12 protein-coding genes and 1 pseudogene are annotated in these 17,706 nt (G+C 73.3%); 8 read left to right on the forward strand and 5 right to left on the reverse strand.

What is annotated here, in order from left to right:
• Positions 1 to 132 precede the first annotated feature (132 nt).
• Together D581_RS0109290 and D581_RS0109295 are read left to right on the forward strand one after the other, a co-directional pair.
• Positions 133 to 2,370 carry a hypothetical protein gene (locus D581_RS0109290; RefSeq protein ID WP_018956968.1) on the forward strand — a complete coding sequence of 746 codons (2,238 nt, stop codon included), beginning with the start codon at positions 133 to 135 and terminating at the stop codon, positions 2,368 to 2,370.
• 377 nt (positions 2,371 to 2,747) lie between these two features.
• Positions 2,748 to 4,298, forward strand: coding sequence for a sugar transferase (locus D581_RS0109295; protein WP_199787780.1), 1,551 nt, complete (start codon positions 2,748 to 2,750; stop codon positions 4,296 to 4,298).
• Between the two features lie 73 nt (positions 4,299 to 4,371).
• Here the strand turns inward: D581_RS0109295 and D581_RS0109300 are convergent, their stop codons facing one another.
• A complete protein-coding gene (locus D581_RS0109300; protein WP_018956970.1) occupies positions 4,372 to 5,355 on the reverse strand; it encodes a GDP-L-fucose synthase family protein in 984 nt (327 codons plus the stop codon).
• Positions 5,356 to 5,469: 114 nt separating this feature from the next.
• Between D581_RS0109300 and gmd the strand changes: the two genes are divergently transcribed.
• The 5 genes and pseudogenes from gmd to D581_RS0109325 all read left to right on the forward strand — a co-directional run bounded on the left by gmd (position 5,470) and on the right by D581_RS0109325 (position 10,738).
• Positions 5,470 to 6,483, forward strand: a complete 1,014-nt coding sequence (gene gmd, locus D581_RS0109305) for a GDP-mannose 4,6-dehydratase (RefSeq protein ID WP_026290358.1) — start codon at positions 5,470 to 5,472, stop codon at positions 6,481 to 6,483.
• Positions 6,480 to 6,836 carry a hypothetical protein gene (locus D581_RS0109310; protein ID WP_018956972.1) on the forward strand — a complete coding sequence of 119 codons (357 nt, stop codon included), beginning with the start codon at positions 6,480 to 6,482 and terminating at the stop codon, positions 6,834 to 6,836. Before gmd ends, D581_RS0109310 begins: the two co-directional genes overlap by 4 nt.
• The gene (locus D581_RS0109315) at positions 6,837 to 9,095 is read left to right on the forward strand and encodes a LamG domain-containing protein (protein WP_018956973.1); all 2,259 of its coding nucleotides are present in this window, start codon (positions 6,837 to 6,839) and stop codon (positions 9,093 to 9,095) included.
• Between the two features lie 4 nt (positions 9,096 to 9,099).
• A complete protein-coding gene (locus tag D581_RS0109320) occupies positions 9,100 to 9,831 on the forward strand; it encodes an Rv1352/Rv1906c domain-containing protein (RefSeq protein ID WP_018956974.1) in 732 nt (243 codons plus the stop codon).
• Positions 9,828 to 10,738: pseudogene (locus tag D581_RS0109325) on the forward strand (glycosyltransferase family 2 protein). Before D581_RS0109320 ends, D581_RS0109325 begins: the two are co-directional and overlap by 4 nt.
• Here the strand turns inward: D581_RS0109325 and D581_RS0109330 are convergent.
• Positions 10,680 to 11,846: a glycosyltransferase gene (locus tag D581_RS0109330; RefSeq protein ID WP_018956976.1), complete on the reverse strand. Its 1,167-nt coding sequence runs from the start codon at positions 11,844 to 11,846 to the stop codon at positions 10,680 to 10,682. The pseudogene D581_RS0109325 and the gene D581_RS0109330 sit on opposite strands and share 59 nt — an antisense overlap.
• Positions 11,847 to 11,954: 108 nt before the next feature.
• Here D581_RS0109330 and D581_RS0109335 point away from each other — a divergent pair, with 108 nt between their 5' ends.
• Positions 11,955 to 13,496, forward strand: a complete 1,542-nt coding sequence (locus tag D581_RS0109335) for a hypothetical protein (protein WP_018956977.1) — start codon at positions 11,955 to 11,957, stop codon at positions 13,494 to 13,496.
• On the opposite strand, the gene D581_RS0109340 is transcribed toward D581_RS0109335, so the two are convergent.
• The 3 genes from D581_RS0109340 to D581_RS0109350 are packed head-to-tail and all read right to left on the reverse strand — an operon-like array spanning position 13,465 to position 17,650.
• Positions 13,465 to 14,709, reverse strand: a complete 1,245-nt coding sequence (locus D581_RS0109340; protein WP_026290359.1) for a hypothetical protein — start codon at positions 14,707 to 14,709, stop codon at positions 13,465 to 13,467. The genes D581_RS0109335 and D581_RS0109340 overlap by 32 nt on opposite strands.
• Positions 14,706 to 16,391 (reverse strand): LPS biosynthesis protein, encoded by a 1,686-nt coding sequence (locus D581_RS0109345; protein ID WP_018956979.1) that lies wholly within the window; start codon positions 16,389 to 16,391, stop codon positions 14,706 to 14,708. Before D581_RS0109345 ends, D581_RS0109340 begins: the two co-directional genes overlap by 4 nt.
• Positions 16,388 to 17,650 carry a glycosyltransferase gene (locus D581_RS0109350; RefSeq protein ID WP_026290360.1) on the reverse strand — a complete coding sequence of 421 codons (1,263 nt, stop codon included), beginning with the start codon at positions 17,648 to 17,650 and terminating at the stop codon, positions 16,388 to 16,390. Before D581_RS0109350 ends, D581_RS0109345 begins: the two co-directional genes overlap by 4 nt.
• Positions 17,651 to 17,706 lie beyond the last annotated feature (56 nt).

Consider the following 17,706-nt stretch of genomic DNA (forward strand, 5'->3'; position numbering starts at 1 on the left):
CCGGCCGCGAGCAGTACCGCACAGATCCGTGCAGTCCAGCACTGCTCAACTCCCTTGGGCAGCTCAGCCATTCGCCCGGTTCCGGCCGCTCGTGCCGGGACCGGGCTCCCCCGCGTCGTGACGAGGAATGACATGACATCCACTCCGGGCACCGCTCCCGGCACCCCGCCGAGCGGTCGCCGCAGACTCGGACGCCGGGCGGGTACGGCGGCCGTCGCCGCCCTGCTGCTCGCGGCGGTCCCCACGGCCGCGGCCGTCAGCGCCGACTCCGGCACCCCGAAGACGGCCACCGGCCCCCAGGGGCAGAAGCTGACCGTCTCGGCCACCACCGGCCTCGACCCGGCCGGCGAGGAGATCCGGGTCACCGGCGAGGGGTACGGCCTCCGATCCGGCATCTACGTCGCCCTGTGCAAGGACAACGGCGACGACCGGGTGCCCTCCCCCTGCCTGGGCGGCGCGGACATGAGCGGCGGCTCGAAGACCTCGCAGTGGATCGTGCCCCCGGGCGACCCCTACGAGGGCGACCTCGCCCGCGCTTTCGGGCCCGGCGGAACCTTCGACGTGGAGATCGAGATCTCGGCGAAGGGCGACGGCCTCGACTGCGCCGCGGTGGCCTGCTCCCTCGTCACCCGGGCCGACCACCGCGCCGGCGGCGACCGGTCGCAGGACGTCCGCGTACCCGTCGCCTTCGCGGGCCAGGAGCCGGGCGAACCGGGCGAGGGCGTCGACGTGCCCGCGGGGACCGTCTCCTACAAGGCCGCCGCCGACTTCACCTCGGCCGGCAAGCCGCTGGACCTGCTGCTGCACCCCGACTCGGAGAAGCTGTACGTCGGCGCGGACAACCTGCCCGACACCGCGGACGTCGACGAGCGCGGGCTGCATGTGCTGAACCCCGAGGACGGCAAGGCCGAGAGCTGGATCAGCCAGGCCCCCGGACCCACCGGGGAGGTGCGCGCCTCGGCGGCCGCCCGCATCGCGGGACCGCTGCCGGGCGACGGCGTCGTCTACAACTACCCGCTGCGGGGCGTCGGGAGCGCCAAGGCCGGTGACGAGAAGGCCTCGGGCGTCTGGCTCACCGGGTCCACCATCACCGACATCGCCCCGGGTACGACCCCGGCCACGGTGCTGGTCGCCCAGGGCGCGAAGCTCTCCGAGATCGACCGGGCCACCGGAACGGCGACCCGGAGCCTCACCCTCCCCGGCGGCACGCAGTTCGCCGCCGACCCCGCCAGGGGCACGCTCTGGTTCAGCGACTTCGCGGCCGGGCAGCTGCACCGGGTGGACCTCGCGTCGTTCGCGGTCACCGCGTCCTTCGAACTGCCCGGAGCCCAGGGCATGGCCGGATTCACCGAGACGGACCCGGCCACCGGCGCGGTGTGGGTCGGCGTCAACCGGTCCGTGCTGGTCCTCGACGCCGCGGGCAAGCCGCTCAAGACGCTCGTCGGCGAGGACCTGGCCCGCGACGCCGCCTTCGACGCGGTGACGGGCCGGGCCTACGTCGTCTGGCAGGACGGCGGGGACCTCTCCGATCCGGCCAATGACAACAACGGCACGTTGACCGTGTACGACACCGGTGACTTCGCCGTCGCCGCGAAGGACCTGACACTGCCCGGCAACCACTCCCAGTCCGGCGCGGCCTCGCTCGCCGTCGAACCGGGCGGGGCCACCGTCTTCGTGACGAGCCCCGCCGAGGGAAAGATCACCAAGCTGGTCCGGCAGGTCTCGCCGCTGGTGACCCGCGCGCCCGCCGACCTGGCGGCCGAGGACGGCGAGGAAGTCACCCTCGACGCGGCGGCGGAGGGCTCCCCTGAGCCCGCGGTCCGCTGGCAGGTCAGCGCCGACGGCGCGCAGACCTGGAGGGACGTCGAGGGCGCGACCGGGCCGGCCCTCACGTTCACCGCGAGAACGGCGCAGGACGGCTACCGCTACCGCGCCGAGTTCCGCAACGACGTCGGCACCACCCGCACCTCGGCCGCGACGCTCACCGTCACCGCGGCAGCCACCGGTGGCGGGGAGACGGGCGGCGGCGACGGCACGACCGGCGGCGGCAGCACCGGAGGTGACGGTACGACAGGTTCCGGTGCGGCAGACGGCGAGGGCGGTACGCGGTCGGGCGGCGGCTCCACCACCGGGGGCTCCGGCTCCACCGGTACGGCCGACGGCGCCGGCGCGTCCGGTGACTCCGGCGCGTCCGGCGGCACCGGCTCCACGGTCGGCGGCGGCACCGGGGCCGCCACCACGTCCGGCGGCGGCAGCCTGGCCGCCACCGGAATCACGGTGATGTCGGCAACACTCGTGGCAGCGGCACTCGTCGGCACCGGGCTGCTGATCCACCGGCGCACCAGGAGGCGCGCGGACGGCGCGTCCTGACCCCGTAGCAGCGCACCCCACCCCGCGGGGCGGGCGGGCCGATCCGCGAACCCTCTGGCCCGGCACACCGCCGGCCAGGGGGTTCACGCGTTCCCGCCGCGGCGCTCCGGGGCCGGGGGCCCACGGGCCGCGCCCCGGGCACCGCCCGGCACAAGCGCTTGCCGGTCGGCCTCTCCCTCAACATCCTTACCCACAAGGCGACATCGGATGGTTCCGGCCGATCGGCGGCCTCTGGAACGAGCCGTCTGAACTTCACGAGAACTCCAGCGAAATGGCACGTGTGTGGATATCGTGCACCGAGCGAGGGCGCATCCGTCAGTCCATGGGATCGGCGGATGCGCCCCGTTTGTGGGGGTGTGACTGTGACTGGGGGGTTCATGGGGCATGTCGAGATACCTGATACCGACCTGACCGGGCCGGTGGGGCTCCGGGGCGCACCGCGCCCCCGCACCGCCGCGTCCCGGAACCGCACGGCGGCCCTGGAACAACTGTGGAGGGCCCCGACAGCACAGCGCGACCCGGCCGGCCGGGCGCCGGCCCGGCGGAAGCCGGCCCCCGGCCCGGCCCTCGCCGCGCTGACCGACCTGCTGGGCCTGACCGGTCCGGCCTGGCTGCTGCTGCGCGCCGGCGACCAGCCCCGCCCGGTGGCGGCCGCCGTGGTGGCGGGGCTGCTCTGGGCCGGGCTGCGCTGCGTCCGGGGGCGGTACACGGACCGGCCGGGGACCGGGCCCGGCGACGCGCTCGGCCCGGTCGGGGACTGGCTCGTGCTCATCGGCCTGCTGGCCGTCCTGCACACCGCGGCGGGGAGCCCGGTGGACCCGGCCACGGCCGTCGTGGCCGTGACACCGGGGCTGCTCATCGCCACGGCGGTGGCGGGGCTGCGCCGGTGGCAGCGCTCCGGACGACGGGGTAACCGGGTCCGCAGGGTGCTGCTGGTCGGCGAGGCCTCGGGCGTGGGCCGGGCGGCCGAGCTGCTCAACTCCGGTACGGACCACGGCTATCGACTGGTAGCCGCGATACCCGTGGGCACCGCCCGGCTGGAGCTGGACGGGGTGCAGGTGCCGGGGCGCCTCGCGTCCTGCCCGGCCGACGACGACGTGTCGACGGTGCTCGGCGGGGTCTACGCCCACGCGGCGGACCTGGTGCTGGTGGCTCCCGGGCCCCAGCTGACCGGGGACCGGCTGCGCCGGCTCGGCTGGGGGCTGCACGACGGGGGCGTCGCCCTGTCCGTGGTCTCGGAGCTGACCGGGGTGGCGGCCGAGCGGGTGCGTCCCGCCACCGCGGCCGGGCTCACCCTGCTGCACATCGCGCCGCCGCTGCGCGGGGGGCCGCAGGCGGTGCTGAAGGACGTGCTGGACCGCACGGGGGCCCTGTTCGGACTGCTGGCCCTGACGCCCCTGCTCCTGGCGGTGGCGCTCAGCGTCCGGCTGTCCTCGCGGGGGCCCGTCTTCCACCGGCAGGTCCGGCAGGGGCAGCACAACCGGCCGTTCACCATGTGGAAGTTCCGCACGATGGTGGCGGACGCGGAGGACCTCAAGGCGCGGCTGGCCGCGGCCAACGAGGCGGACGGCCCGCTGTTCAAGATGCGCGGCGACCCGCGGGTGACACCGGTCGGGCGGCTGCTGCGGCGGACGTCGATCGATGAACTCCCGCAGCTGGTCAACGTGTTGCTGGGCCAGATGTCGCTGGTGGGCCCGAGGCCGCCGCTGCCGGAGGAGGCCTCGCGCTACGACGAGCGGGAGCACCGCCGGCTCGCCGTGAAACCGGGTCTCACGGGGCTGTGGCAGGTGAGCGGCCGGTCCGATCTGACCTGGCAGGAGACCGTCGCGCTCGATCTCTGGTACGTCGACAACTGGTCGGTCGCCGCCGACATGGGACTCCTCGCCCGCACCGTGCGCGCCGTCACCGACGGCCGCGGGGCCTACTGAGGGCGGGGGCGTGCGGATGCGAGGAACACAGCCGGTTCGCCGCCGCGGGACACCGTTCGGCGGCGGCGAACGGTCACTGTGCGGGCTGGAGTTGGCCGAGCCACCAGGCGTACGTGCGGGCGATGCCGTCGCGCAGCGGGATCCGCGGCGTGAAGCCGAGGGAGGAGAGGCGGGTGACGTCGAGCAGCTTGCGGGGCGTTCCGTCGGGCTTCGACGTGTCCCAGCCGATGCTGCCCCGGTATCCCGTCACCTCCCGGACCGTCTCCGCGAGTTCGCGGATGGTGAGGTCGTCGCCGCAGCCGATGTTGACGGGTTCGTCGCCGTCGTAGGCCTCCAGCAGGGTGACGCAGGCGGCGGCGAGGTCGTCGACATGGAGGAACTCACGGCGCGGGGAGCCGGAGCCCCACAGGGTCACCTCGGGTACCCCGTCCCGCCGCGCCTCGTGGAAGCGGCGGATCAGCGCGGGCAGCACGTGCGAGGTCTCCAGGTCGAAGTTGTCGCCGGGCCCGTAGAGATTGGTGGGCATGGCGCTGACGTAGGAGGCGCCGTACTGCCGCCGGTACGACTGGATCTGGACGATTCCGGCGATCTTGGCGAGGGCGTACGCCTCGTTGGTGGGCTCCAGCTCGCCGGTGAGCAGTGCGTCCTCCCGGATCGGCTGGGGCGCGAGCCGGGGGTAGATGCAGGACGAGCCGAGGAAGAGCAGCCGCTCGACCCCGGCCGCGTGCGCACCGGCGATCACGCTGAGCTGGATGCGCAGGTTGTCCTCCAGGAACTGCACGGGATACGTGCTGTTGGCCATGATCCCGCCGACCTTGGCGGCGGCCAGCACCACGGCGTCCGGGCGCACCTCCTTCAGATACGCCCCGGTCCGCGCGGCGTCACGCAGGTCGAGGAGGTCGCGGCCGCGGGTGAGCACCTCGTGGCCGTCGTCGGCGAGGCGGCGGGCCACCGCCGAGCCGACCAGGCCGCGGTGTCCCGCGACGAATATGCGGGAGCCGGGCCGCAGTAGGGAGCGGTCGGATTCCTGGGAAGGGACGGGAAGTTCGGTCGTCATGGCTCGGATTGTGCCAGCAGAAAGGGACTGCGGTGACACTTCGCCGCAGAACGCCCCAATTCAGATATGTCGGTGAACGTCGCCGCCGAGGCGATCAGCAGAGAAGGGGGAATCGTGGCGAAGACCGCGCTCATCACCGGAGTGACCGGCCAGGACGGTTCGTATCTGGCCGAGTTGTTGCTCGACAAGGGGTACACGGTGCACGGCCTCATACGCCGCTCCTCCAGCTTCAACACCGAGCGGATCGACCACATCTACCAGGGGCCCGAGGAGCCGGAGCGCTCCTTCGTCCTGCACCACGCGGACCTGTCCGACGGGGTGGCCCTGGTGAACCTGTTGCGCGACATCCAGCCCGACGAGGTCTACAACCTGGGCGCGCAGTCGCATGTGCGGGTGTCCTTCGACGCCCCGCTGTACACCGGTGACGTCACGGGCCTCGGCACCATCCGGCTCCTGGAGGCGGTACGGGCCAGCGGCATCGAGACCCGGGTCTACCAGGCCTCGTCCTCCGAGATGTTCGGCGCCAGCCCGCCCCCGCAGAACGAGGACACCTCGTTCCACCCGCGCAGCCCGTACAGCGTGGCGAAGGTCTACGCCTACTGGGCCACGGTCAACTACCGCGAGGCGTACGGCATGTTCGCGGTGAACGGGATCCTCTTCAACCATGAGTCGCCGCGCCGGGGCGAGACCTTCGTGACCCGGAAGATCACCCGGGGCGTCGCCCGGATCAAGGCCGGTCTCCAGGACCGGCTGCACCTGGGCAATCTGGACGCGGTCCGGGACTGGGGGTACGCGCCGGAGTACGTGGACGCCATGTGGCGGATGCTCCAGTGCGACACCCCGGACGACTACGTGGTCGCCACCGGCGAGGGCGTCAGCGTCCGGCAGTTCGTGGAGTTCGCCTTCGAGCACGCCGGGCTGGACTGGCACGAGCACGTGCGGTACGACCCGAAGTACGAACGCCCCAGCGAAGTCGACGCGTTGATCGGAGACGCGTCGAAGGCCGAGCGGCTGCTGGGCTGGAAGCCCGAGGTGAGGTCGCGCGAGCTGGCCCGCATCATGGTCGACGCCGACATCCGCCGACTGGACGACCAGCTGAGCGGCGCCGCCGTCCGGGTGGACAGGTGAACGGGCCGGGCGGCACGTTCCCGCGCGTACGCCCGGCGGACCCGTCCGGCCCCACGGCCGCCTCCACCGACGACGGCCGCGCGATGCCGTTCACCGGCGCTCGGACCGCCTCGTCGGTCGCCCCCAACTCCCGGCCGGCGCCAGCCGCGCCCGCGCTCGGGAAGATCACCGGCACGACCGCCGTCTCCACCGACCCGTCGGTGGAGCTCACCGCGCCGGCACCGGGCGGAGCCCTCGGCTCCGCCTACTCACTCGCCCGACCGGCGGCGGGACGGACAGTCCCGCGCTTCCGGTCGGGCGAGGCAGGATCCGCGGCCTCCAGGCCGCAGCTCGAATCTCACCTTCGGAGCTGAATGATGAACGGAAGTACGGGGCAGAGAACCGGAGGACGCGGCCGTGTACGGGCCGCTTCCGCCGCTCTCGGCCTGCTGGCCGGAGCCCTGACCGCGACCGCGGCCGGGACCTCTCCGGCGGCGGCGCTGACACCACCGGTCGCCATCACCGCGGACGACCTCACCACCTGGCAGACCAACGGCATCGTCTGGTCGATGGCCGCCGGAGACGGCGTCGTCTACGCGGGCGGCACCTTCTCGACCCTGCGGCCCCCCACCGCCGCCCCCGGAACGGACGAACAGCCCGCGGTGAACTTCGCCGCGTTCGACGCGGCGACCGGGGCGCCCACCGGCTGCTCGCTGTCCTTCACCATCTCCTCGGGGACCGCGACCGTCCGGGCCCTGGCGCTGTCCCCGGACGGCGGGACCCTGTACGCGGGCGGCCAGTTCGGGGCGGTGAACGGCGTCGGGGTGAGCAACATCGCGGCGATCGACACCGAGAGCTGCACGGTCAGCAACACCTTCAAGATCGGAGTCTCGGCGACCGTGCGGGGGCTCGCCGTCACCGACGACACGGTCTATCTGGCCGGCGACTTCACCACGGTCGGCGGGCAGACCAGGAACCACTTCGCCGCCGTCACGACCGGAGCCTCGCTGCTGCCCTTCACGGCCAACGCCGACGAGGTCGCCCGGGCGATCGAGGTGACCCCGGACGGGCAACACGTGCTGCTCGGCGGGGACTTCTTCCGGATCAACGGAACGAACACCCACGCCCTGGCCGTGGTCGACGCGACCACCGGTCAACTCACCAAGTCTTACCCGGGATTCATCCACGACAACTCCACCGTCCAGGACATCACCACCGACGCCTCCGGCTTCTACACCGCCAACGAGGGCACCGGCGGCGGAGTGTTCGACGGCCGGATCGCACTGGATCTCGACGACTTCGACCAGCGCTGGCGGGACACCTGCCTCGGCGCGACCCAGGCGGTGCTGGTCCACTCGGGCGTGCTGTACAGCGGCAGCCACGCCCACGACTGCGCCAGCATGGGGTCCTTCCCCGACCAGCCGCGCAAACACCTGCTGGCCCAGTCGGTCGACGACCCCGAGCTGCTCCCCTGGTTCCCGGACACCAACGACGGCATCGGCGAGCCGGTCGGGCCGCGCGTGATGAGCCAGGCGAGCAGCGGAGGCCGCCACTACCTCTGGGTGGGCGGCGAGTTCACCACGGTCAACGGCGACCGGCAGCAGGGTCTGACCCGGTTCGCGGACGGCCCCGACACGGGCGCGCCCTGGGTGCCCAACGTCAGCCTGTCCACGCTGACCCCGGGGCGGATCGACGTGAACTGGCAGACCAGCTTCGACACCGACGACGGTGAACTGACCTACCGGATCTACAAGGACGGCTCGAACACCCCGGTCCACACGACGACCGGATACTCGGTCTTCTGGGACCGGCCCCAGCTGACCTGGACGGACACCGACGTCGCGCCGGGCGCGACCCACTCGTACCGGATCACCGCGAGCGACGGCATCAACACCAGCGCGAAGTCCCCGGCGCAGTCCGCGACCGTGGAGGACGCGACGGAGGCCTATCCGGCCCGGGTCAGGTCCGACGGGGCGGGCCTCTACTGGCGCTACGACGAGGGCACGTCCACCTTCGCCCACGACAGCAGCGGGAATCTGAACAACGGCTTCCTGCGCAACGGCCCCGCCTACCGGCAGACCCCGGCGGCGGTCGCCGGGCCCTCGACGGCGATCGGCTTCAACGGCACCGACGAATACGCGTACAGCAACCGGCTGCACGCCGCGCCGGGCCGGTTCTCGGTGGAGACCTGGATCAGAACCACCACCACCCGGGGCGGCAAGATCATCGGCTTCGGGAACAAGACGCAGCAGAACAGCACCCGTCAGGACAAGAACGTCTACATGCGCGACGACGGGCGGCTCGTGTTCGGCGTCCAGAGCAGTGGGGCACGGACCGTCACCACCCCGGCCGCCTACAACGACGGCCAGTGGCACCACGTCGTCGCCACCCAGGGCCCCTTCGGGCAGGGCATGGCGCTGTACGTCGACGGGCAGCTGCGCGCGTCGAACATCCTGGTCTCCGGCAACGACGGCAACCCCGGCTACTGGCGGGTCGGCGGGGACAACCTGTCCGGCTGGCCGAGCCGCCCGACGAGCAACTTCTTCGCCGGGCAGATCGACGAGACCGCCGTCTACCCGACCACGCTGAGCGCTTCGCAGGTCAGCGCGCACTACGCCCTGAGGAATGGCTGATCCGATGAGGAACCCGTTCCTGGCCGGCGCCGTCGTCGTCATGACGACGGCGACGCTGGCCGCCTGCGGTTCGTCCGCCGGCGGGAACGGTCCGGAGGCCGCGGGCGCCCAGCGCCCCGCGGCCTCCGGGCCCGCCGCCCCCGGCCCGTCCGCCGGCACGCCCACCCCACCCGCCACGCCCACCGCCGGGGAGCCCGAGGCCCCGGAGGCCGTCGGCCCGTCCGCTCCCGCCACGGGCCCGAAGACACCGGCCGACGAGATCACCCCGGCCACCGGGACGTTCACGAAGAAGCAGAAGGAGTATCTGGCGGACCGGGTGCCCCAGGGCATGGACCCTGCCGCCGTGCTCCAGACCGGCCAGGAGGCGTGCGACAAGCTCCGCTATCTGGTCAAGGCCGACCGGGACACCGCCGTCGGCGCCGTCGCGACGGGCGAGATCCCGGACGCGGCGGACGCGGTCGCCGGGCTCTGCCCCCAGCACCAGGACCTGGTGGACGAGGCCGCGTACGCCTACCCGGACGGCACGCACACCGGGAAGAAGCTCCGGCCCGGCGTCTACCGGTCGGCCTCCCCCACCACGGGCTGCTCCTGGCAGATCGCCGGGGCCGGCGGCAAGGAGCTGTCCTCGGGCACGTCCGACACCGGCGTCTCCCGCACGATCACGATCCCGAAGTCCGCCCGCACGTTCACCTCCACAGGCTGCTACGCCTGGCTGCCCGAAGGAGCCGAGGGATGACCGCAGGAAAGCCGAAGCTGCCGATAGCCGTGGCGATCCCCACGAAGAACGAGGGCCTGAACATCGCGGAGGCGGTGAGATCGGTGCTCGGCCACTTCGAGGCGGTCGTGGTGGTGGACTCCCACAGCACCGACGACACCGTCAAGATCGCCGAGGAGTGCGGGGCCGAGGTGATGACGTACACCTGGGACGGGGGCCACCCGCGGAAGAAGCAGTGGTGCCTGGAGAACGTCCGCACCGACCTGGACTGGATCCTGCTCCTGGACGGCGACGAGCGGCTCAGCCCCGGGCTGCTGGCCGAGCTGCGGGCGACCTTCCGGGACCCGGCGGCCCCGAAGCCGGCCGCGTACGACATCCCGCTCGGCTACTGGTTCTCGGGAAAGCGGCTGCGGCACGGATACACCATCCGCAAGCGGTCGTTGACCGACCGGACCCGCTCCCACTACCCGGAGGTCGGGGACCTCGACGCCCCGGGCATCGGTGAGGTGGAGGGCCACTACCAGCCGGTCGCGGCGACGGTGGGGACGCTCACCCACCCGATCGAGCACCAGGACCTCGATCCGGTGACCGCCTGGTTCGAGCGGCACAACCGCTACTCGGACTGGGAGGCATGGCTGGAGCAGCACCCCGAGGTGAAGGAGCAGGTGCGCCAGGTCAAGTCGCGCCAGGGGCAGTTGTTCCACAAGGCGCCGTTCAAGCCCGTGGTGTCCTTCGCCTACATGTATCTCTACAAGCGGGGTTTCCTGGACGGCCGGGCGGGTCTCGACTTCGCGCTGGCGATGAGCTTCTACCGCTGGCAGATCGCCCTCAAGTCGAGGGAGACGCCGACGCGTTGACAAGATCGGCGCTCACCACCCCCGCCTCCGGCGGACCACGTCTTCGTAGGTCCGCCGGAGGGTGGCGGTGACGGCCTCGATGGTGAACCGCTCGTTCACCAGCTCCCAGGCGGCCTTGCCCGCCTGCTCGGCGGCCTCCGGCTCCAGCAGCTCCAGGATCGCGTCGGCGACCTTGCGGGCGTTGGCCGCGTCCTCGCCGACCCGGCTGTCGATGACCCGGCCCGACCCCGCCCCGGCCACATCGGGGGCCTGCCCGCAGGTGCGGGTGATGACGACCGGGGTGCCGACCGACATCGCCTCCAGCACCGAGACCGGGAACGGCTCCTCGATCGCCGGCAGCACATACACATCGGCCTCGCGGTCGGCTGCCAGGACCTGATCGTGCTCCAACGGGCCAACGTGGTCAAGGGAGTCGGCCACACCCAGCTTCCGGGCGAGGGCGAGGGTGCCGGCCAGCGCGCCGGTGTCCGGCCCGGCCAGCACGAACCGGGCGTCCGGGTGGCGGGCGAGGACGTGCGGCATCGCGGCGACGAAGTCCTCGGGCCGCTTGCGCTCCTGGATCCGGGCGAGGAAGAGCACGGTGGGCGGGCGGCCGGGGGCGCGGGCGGGCTTGCGCTCCTGCGGGCGCACCCCGTTGACCAGCCGGACGGTGCGGGTGAGCGGGACGGGGGCGGCGACGGCGTTCACGTCGACCCGCTCCATCTCGGTGAGGTGCAGGACGGCGTCGGCGTCGCGCAGCACCTTGCGGACCCCGAGCAGGTCGGTGAGCTGGGCGACCTTCTTCTCGGTGGGGTCGATCATGCCGTGGGTCTGGACGACCAGGGGCGTCCGGGTCGCGAGCGCGAGGAGCGCCGCGGGCAGGGTCACCAGGTCCCGCATCAGATGGACGTGCACGAGGTCCGCGCCGCGCATCATGCGGCGCGCGGTGTTCAGCAGCGCCGCGGAGGTGATGCCGCTGACCTCGAACATCGGGAGCAGGTGCCGCGCCTGGAAGAGGTGGACCGGAACTCCCTCCACGTGGCGGGGCAGTTCACCGTCGGGGAAGCCGTCGCCGAGGGCCATGACACGGGCGTCGTCCCCGGCCGCCCGCTGGACCCTGGACAGGTTGAACGCCACCCGGGTCGGACCGCCGAAGGCGTGGTCCGGAGTGTGGAGCGTGACAACATGCAGGATTTTCACCGGAGTTCCCCTCGATCACGGCCACTTGTTCACAGAGTAGCCATCGGTCTTCCTCAAGTGGGCGGATTCGTTAGAGTGTCCAGCGGTTCACTGATCCCTGGGGGGCGCATGACGTCGGTGCACACGTCGGCGCGGGGGGAGGTGGACCGCGCGGCCGCTCGTCCGGCGCGGCCGGGAGCTCCGGGCGGCCCCCCGGAGCCGCCCGAGCGGCCGATCGCCTGGTCGATGCTGTCGCGGGCGCTGTCCGTGCCGCTCATCCTGGGGCTGGTCTGCTTCCTGCCCGCGGTGATCGCCGCCCAGCCCGGCACCGGGGTCCGGGACACGGCGTACTGGCTCCAGCTGGTGCTGACCTGCTATGCGGGGGCCCGGCTGGCGACGATGATCCTCTCGACCCGGCGGCGGCTGCTCCAGGGCGTCTTCTGGATGTTCGTGTACATCGCGATGGGCGTGGCGCCGTTCGCCCAGGTGGTGATCGGGCAGACGCCGACGCCGATGGTGGGGCCGCGCCAGGACCTGGTGACCGCGATCGCGATGATCCTGGTGGGGTGTGCGGCCTACGACCTGGGGGCGCTGCTGGCCTCACGGCGTCCACTGCGCCGCCGTACCCCCTCCGCACGGGACTCGGGCGGAGGGCCGGCCCGGGCGCATCCGGTGCGGCTGCGGCTCCTCGTGCTGCTGGCCTTCGCGGCGAGCGCGTTCTACGTGCTGAAGCTGGGCGGGCCCGCGGTCTTCTTCTCCAGCCGGCAGGAGATCAACGAGACCGTCGCGGCGAGCGGGGTGGTGACGGAGGGGTCCAATGTGGGCTCGGCGTTCATCAAGGGCTTCGGCCAGGTCCCGGCGCTGCTGGCGCTGCTGTTCTACACCCGTCGGCTGGCGACGTCCCGGCGCGCCCGGCGCACCCCGTCGACGGTGCTGGTGTGGGTGGCGCTGGCGGCGTTGAACCTCGTGGTGAACAACCCGGTCTCCAACGCCCGTTACTGGTTCTTGACGGTGCTGATGGCGTTCGTGTTCACCGCGTTCCCGAGCAGTGCGGCGTTCTACCGCACGGTGCTGACGACGGGGGTGGTGGGGGCGCTGGTGGTGTTCCCGTACGCGGACAAGTTCCGGTACGAGGAGGGGGGCGAGCGGCCCGTGCAGTCGGCCTCGGTCTTCGATCCGCTGGTGACCAAGGACTACGACCAGATGGTGATGTTCGCCAACACCATCTCGTGGGTGGACACCCGGGGGCACACCTACGGCCGCCAGCTGACGGGCTCGGCGCTGTTCTTCGTGCCGCGTGCGGTGTGGAGCGGGAAGCCGGAGGACACCGGGGTCCGGGTCGGGCAGTGGATGGGGCTGCGGATGACCAACCTCTCGGCGCCGCTGTGGACCGAGTTCTGGGTCGATCTCGGCCCGGCCGGGATGGTCGGCGGGATGGCGCTGATCGGCTACGCGTCGGCCCGTACCGACCGCAGGTACGCGCTCGCGGTCACCCGGGCGGGGCCGGGGCCCGGAAGCGTGCTGGCGATCGCGGCCCCGCTGATCGCCGGGTACACCTTCATCCTGCTGCGCGGGCCGCTGTTGCAGGCGGTGGGGAAGCTGGCCATCGCGGCGCTGTGCCTGATGCTGATCACCACGTTCAGGGAGCAGCGGGCAGCGCGTCGGCGCTGACGGGCCCCTGGGGCGCGGGCCCCCGGCGGCGGAGCCGGGCCACTCTGGTCCAGGTCGCGGCGGCCTTGCAGAGCGAGCCCAGGGCGAGCCCCCAGGCGGCGCCCGGGACGCCCCCGATGACGTAACCGCCCGCCAGGAGCGCCACGGCGGTGAGCGAGAAGACGACCTGGATGGAGAGCGTGGTGCGCGGGTCGAGCATGCGCAGGGCGAGCAGCCCGCAGGTGCCGACGGCCATCGCCGCGTACTGGCTGCCGGTCGCCGGGAGCAGGGCGGCGGCCGTGGGCCAGGTGTCGCCGAGCAGTTCGCGTCCGGCGCGCGCGGGCAGCAGGGCGAGCACGGTGGTCCAGAGCGCGGCGGTCGCCGCGAGGACGGCGGCGAGGGCGGCGGTGGCCCGGACCCGCCGGCGTTCGTCGCCGATGCGGCCGAGCAGCGGGGGGCCGAAGGAGGTGGCCGAGGTATAGAGCACGTTGAGCGGTCCGAACAGGGTGGTCGCCCCGCGCAGCGCACCGACGAGGAGCGGGTTGCCGACCGCGCCGAGGCCGAGGACCGACAGCTGACCGGTCGCGTTGCCGACGCCGAACTCGACGGTGAAGCGCTGTCCGAGATGGCCACGCCGCAGCATCGGGCGCAGTCGGGTCCGGGCCCCGGCGGTGGCCCGGTGGAGGAGGGCGGCGGACAGGAGCAGCGCGGGCAGTGCGGAGAGGCCCCAGGCGGCGATCAGGCGGGCCGGGGACGCCCCGTACTCCTGCGCGGCGAGCGCCCCGAGCACGCAGGCGAGCCGCAACAGGTCGGCGGTCAGGGCGAGATGGGGGCGCTGGAGGGTGGCGAAGGCGTACCGTCCCGCGTCCTGTCCCAGCACCACGGGCAGCACGAGGCCGAGCGTCATCAGCGCGCGGGCGGTGTCGCCGGGGACGAGGACGCAGACCGCCGCGAGCAGCGTGCCGAGGGCGGCCGAGGCGAGGACGGTGAAGGCGAGCGCGGACCGGCAGGCGCCCCGGGTCTCCTCCCCCGCGCCGCGCTTGAGGACCAGCGGCTGCCCGGTGTACGCGCCCGCGACGCCGAGGAGCACCGTGAAGACCAGGTAGACCGCGGAGAAGCGGGCGAAGTCGGCGACGGTGGAGAGCCGGGCGGCGGCGAGGAGCACCAGGATGTTGGTGAGCGCCGCCACACCTTGGTCCGCGACCGAGCAGAGGACGGCGGTACGGGCTCTCACCTGCGCGCGGCCGGCTGGGTGAAGGCGCGCAGGCCGAGGGTCTCGGTGGGATCGCCGGTGGTCTCGGGAGCGTCCGGCCCGGCGGTGGGGGCGGGGCCGCCGCCACCGCCCCGGCGTCGGGACGGCTTCGCCCGTCGCTCCGCGCGCCGCAGCCGCCTGTGGCCGGGGTGGAGCAGCGCGCCGAGGACGGCGCCGCCGGAGGCGCCGATGATCTCGCGGATGCGTTCGAGGTCGCTGCGGTGCACCTCGCGCGGGTCGCAGACGACCATGACGCCCGCCACCCGGTCGACCAGGGCGACCGCGTCCGCGTAGGACAGGACGGGCGGGGCGAGGACGATGACGACGTTGCCGGCCCGGTCCGCCTCGGCGACGATGCGGCCGACGGTTGGGGAGGTCAGGGCGCGCGGGACGTTGTCGACGGTGGTCCCGGGGATCAGGGCGAAGGCCCCGGAGCCGGGCACGTCCACGTTGGTGCGGCCGCCGGCGGGCCAGCCGCCGCCCTCCTCGGCGGCCCAGCGCGGCGGGCGCACCTCGTGGGAGCCGGAGCCGAGGTCGCGGGCGAGCGATGGGGTGCGCAGGTCGGCCTCGACGAGCAGGACGTCGCGGCCCATCTCCGCGAAGGCGGCGGCCAGGTTGGCGGCCGCGGCGGCCGCCGCCGTGTTGTCGCCGCGGGGTGCGGTGACCAGCAGACGGCGGCTCTCGGCGAACGACGGGTCGTAGGCGAGCCGGAAGGCGACGGCGCGGTACTCCTCGGCCAGCCGGGAGGTGCCGCGCCCGATGGCGAGCAGGCTGCCCGCGGCGGCGCGTTCCCGGGGCAGGGTGCCGAGCAGGGGCGCGCCGAGCGAGCGGACCAGTTCCCGGGGGGAGCGTACGGCGGGGTCGAAGACGAGGCGCACCCAGGAGAGCAGCAGTCCCAGGGCGAGGCCGACGACGCCGCCGAGCCCGAGGAGCAGGGGCAGTCCGGGGCCGGTGGGCGACGTGGGGGCGACGGGCTTCTTGTTGAGGTAGCCGGGGGTGGTGTCCAGGGCCTTCAGTTCGGAGATCTTCCGGCTCAGCTCGGAGATGGAGACGATGATGTTGGCGCGGGCGCTGCTGACGTCGTCCTCCGCGCCCGTTCCTGTCTGGTCCTCCAGCAGGTCGCGCTTCTCCTCCAGCGGGCGAAGCTGGGCCCGGTAGCCGTCGGACATGTTCTGGATGCTCTCCAGGGTGCGCGCCTTGCGGTGGGCCAGGTAGGCCCCGGCGAGGGCTTCGGCGCGGGCGCGGGCCTGCTCGGGGGTGGCGGCCGTGTAGGAGAAGCGGAGGGTGAGGGTGTTGGGCGGGTTGGTGACCTGGAGCCCGGTGAGCAGCTTGCGGGCGGTGACGTCGTCGCCCGCCTTGAGGAGGGTCCCGGCGGCGAGGGTGCCCACCGTGTCGCTGACGGCGGTCTGGCGCTCGGAGCCGATGTTGATGCCCTTGTCCGCGGTGGATCCGGCGGCGAAGGGGTCGGAGATCGCGGAGCGGACGAGCACCTCGCCGGTGGCGGTGTAGGTGTCCTCGCCGCCGAGGGCGAGATAGCCGCCGCCGAGCAGGCCGACGACGACTCCGGTGGCCAGCAGGGAGCGGTAGCGCAGGAGTTGGCGGAACTGGTCGCGCAGGAGCGCCGGCTCGTCCTGGTCGTCCGGGGCGCGGTGGTGCGGGGTCATCGGCGGGGGCTCCCTTGTGCGTCCGGCAGGGCCTCGGCGAGCAGGTCGTCGAAGCGGGCGAGGCCCGCCTCCCGGCTCAGGTGGCGGGCGACGTAGTGCGGGCCCCCGGCCCCGAGGGCGTCGGCGGCGGCCGGGTCGGCGACCAGCTTCCGCACCGCTTCGAGCAGGGCGGCCGGGTCCTCGGGGGCGACGAGGACTCCGGCGCCCGAGCGGCGGACCTCGTCGGCGGTGCCGCCCTCGTCGGCGACGGAGGCGATCACGGGGCGTCCGGAGGTGAAGTAGGAGGTGAGTTTGGAGGGGACGCTCATATCGAGGACCGAGGCGCGCTGGGTGACCGCGAGGACGTCGGCGGCGGCGAGGACGTCGGTGAACTCCTCGGCCGCCGCGGGCTCCAGGAAGTCCACGTTGGCCAGTCCCTGGGCGCGGGCGCGCAGGGCGTCGCGCTGGTTGCCGTCGCCCATCAGGACGACGCGGACGTCGGGGGCGAGGCGGGCGGTGTCCACCAGGACGTCCAGCCCCTGCTTGAGCCCCATGTTGCCGGAGTGCAGGAGGACCGGGGCGCCCTCGGGCCAGCCGAGCCGGGCGCGGGTCGCGGCCCGGTCGGCGGTGGGGCCCTGCACATGGGTCCAGTTGGGGACGAGGCGGATACGGCCGGGGTCGACGCCGAGAGCGGTGACGCCGGGGACGAAGCTCTCGTGGATGACGCCGACGAGGGCGGCCCCGCGCAGTGCGTACCGCTCGGCGGCCGCGGCGACGGTGGCGGCCCTGCCGCCGCCCCGGATGCCGCTCTGCGCGGCGGCGGCGCCCATCAGGTCCTGGACGACGGGCAGGTGGGGGACGCGGTGGCGACGGGCGAGGCGGGCTCCGATGACGCCGCCCGCGAGGCTGGGCATCTGCGAGATCACGGCGTCGGGGCGTCCGGGCGGCGGGGCGAACAGCCCGGTCGCGAGGACGCTCGCCTCGAACGCGGCGCGGCGCAGCGCGGTCTGACGGGACGGCACATAGTGCCGGCGCCGGTGCACGCCGACGCCGCCGCGTATCTCCACCGTCCTCCAGACGCCCCGGTATGCCTCCTCCAGCCGCCAGGAGGGGTAGTGGGGCATACCGGTGAGGGCCCGGACCCGGGCCCCGGACGCGGCCCAGTGTTCGGCCAGTTGGGTGGCGTACGGGCCTATGCCCGTGAGCTCCGGCGCGTAGTTGGTCGAAACCACCAGAAGTCGGCGGCCTCGGATCGGACTGGACCTTGACGCTTCGGACATCGGACGATCGCCTTCCCCCCCACGACAGCCGCTGCCCCCACCGGGGAACAGCCCCT

Source organism: Streptomyces sp. CNB091 (genome assembly GCF_000377965.1).

Bases quoted from the DNA above. Each gene is read 5' to 3' on its own strand.
- D581_RS0109290 (WP_018956968.1), top strand. From the start codon at position 133: ATGACATCCACTCCGGGCACCGCTCCCGGCACCCCGCCGAGCGGTCGC.
- D581_RS0109350 (WP_026290360.1), bottom strand. From the start codon at position 17,650: ATGTCCGAAGCGTCAAGGTCCAGTCCGATCCGAGGCCGCCGACTTCTG.
- D581_RS0109300 (WP_018956970.1), bottom strand. From the start codon at position 5,355: ATGACGACCGAACTTCCCGTCCCTTCCCAGGAATCCGACCGCTCCCTA.
- D581_RS0109315 (WP_018956973.1), top strand. From the start codon at position 6,837: ATGATGAACGGAAGTACGGGGCAGAGAACCGGAGGACGCGGCCGTGTA.
- D581_RS0109320 (WP_018956974.1), top strand. From the start codon at position 9,100: ATGAGGAACCCGTTCCTGGCCGGCGCCGTCGTCGTCATGACGACGGCG.
- D581_RS0109295 (WP_199787780.1), top strand. From the start codon at position 2,748: ATGGGGCATGTCGAGATACCTGATACCGACCTGACCGGGCCGGTGGGG.
- D581_RS0109335 (WP_018956977.1), top strand. From the start codon at position 11,955: ATGACGTCGGTGCACACGTCGGCGCGGGGGGAGGTGGACCGCGCGGCC.
- D581_RS0109345 (WP_018956979.1), bottom strand. From the start codon at position 16,391: ATGACCCCGCACCACCGCGCCCCGGACGACCAGGACGAGCCGGCGCTC.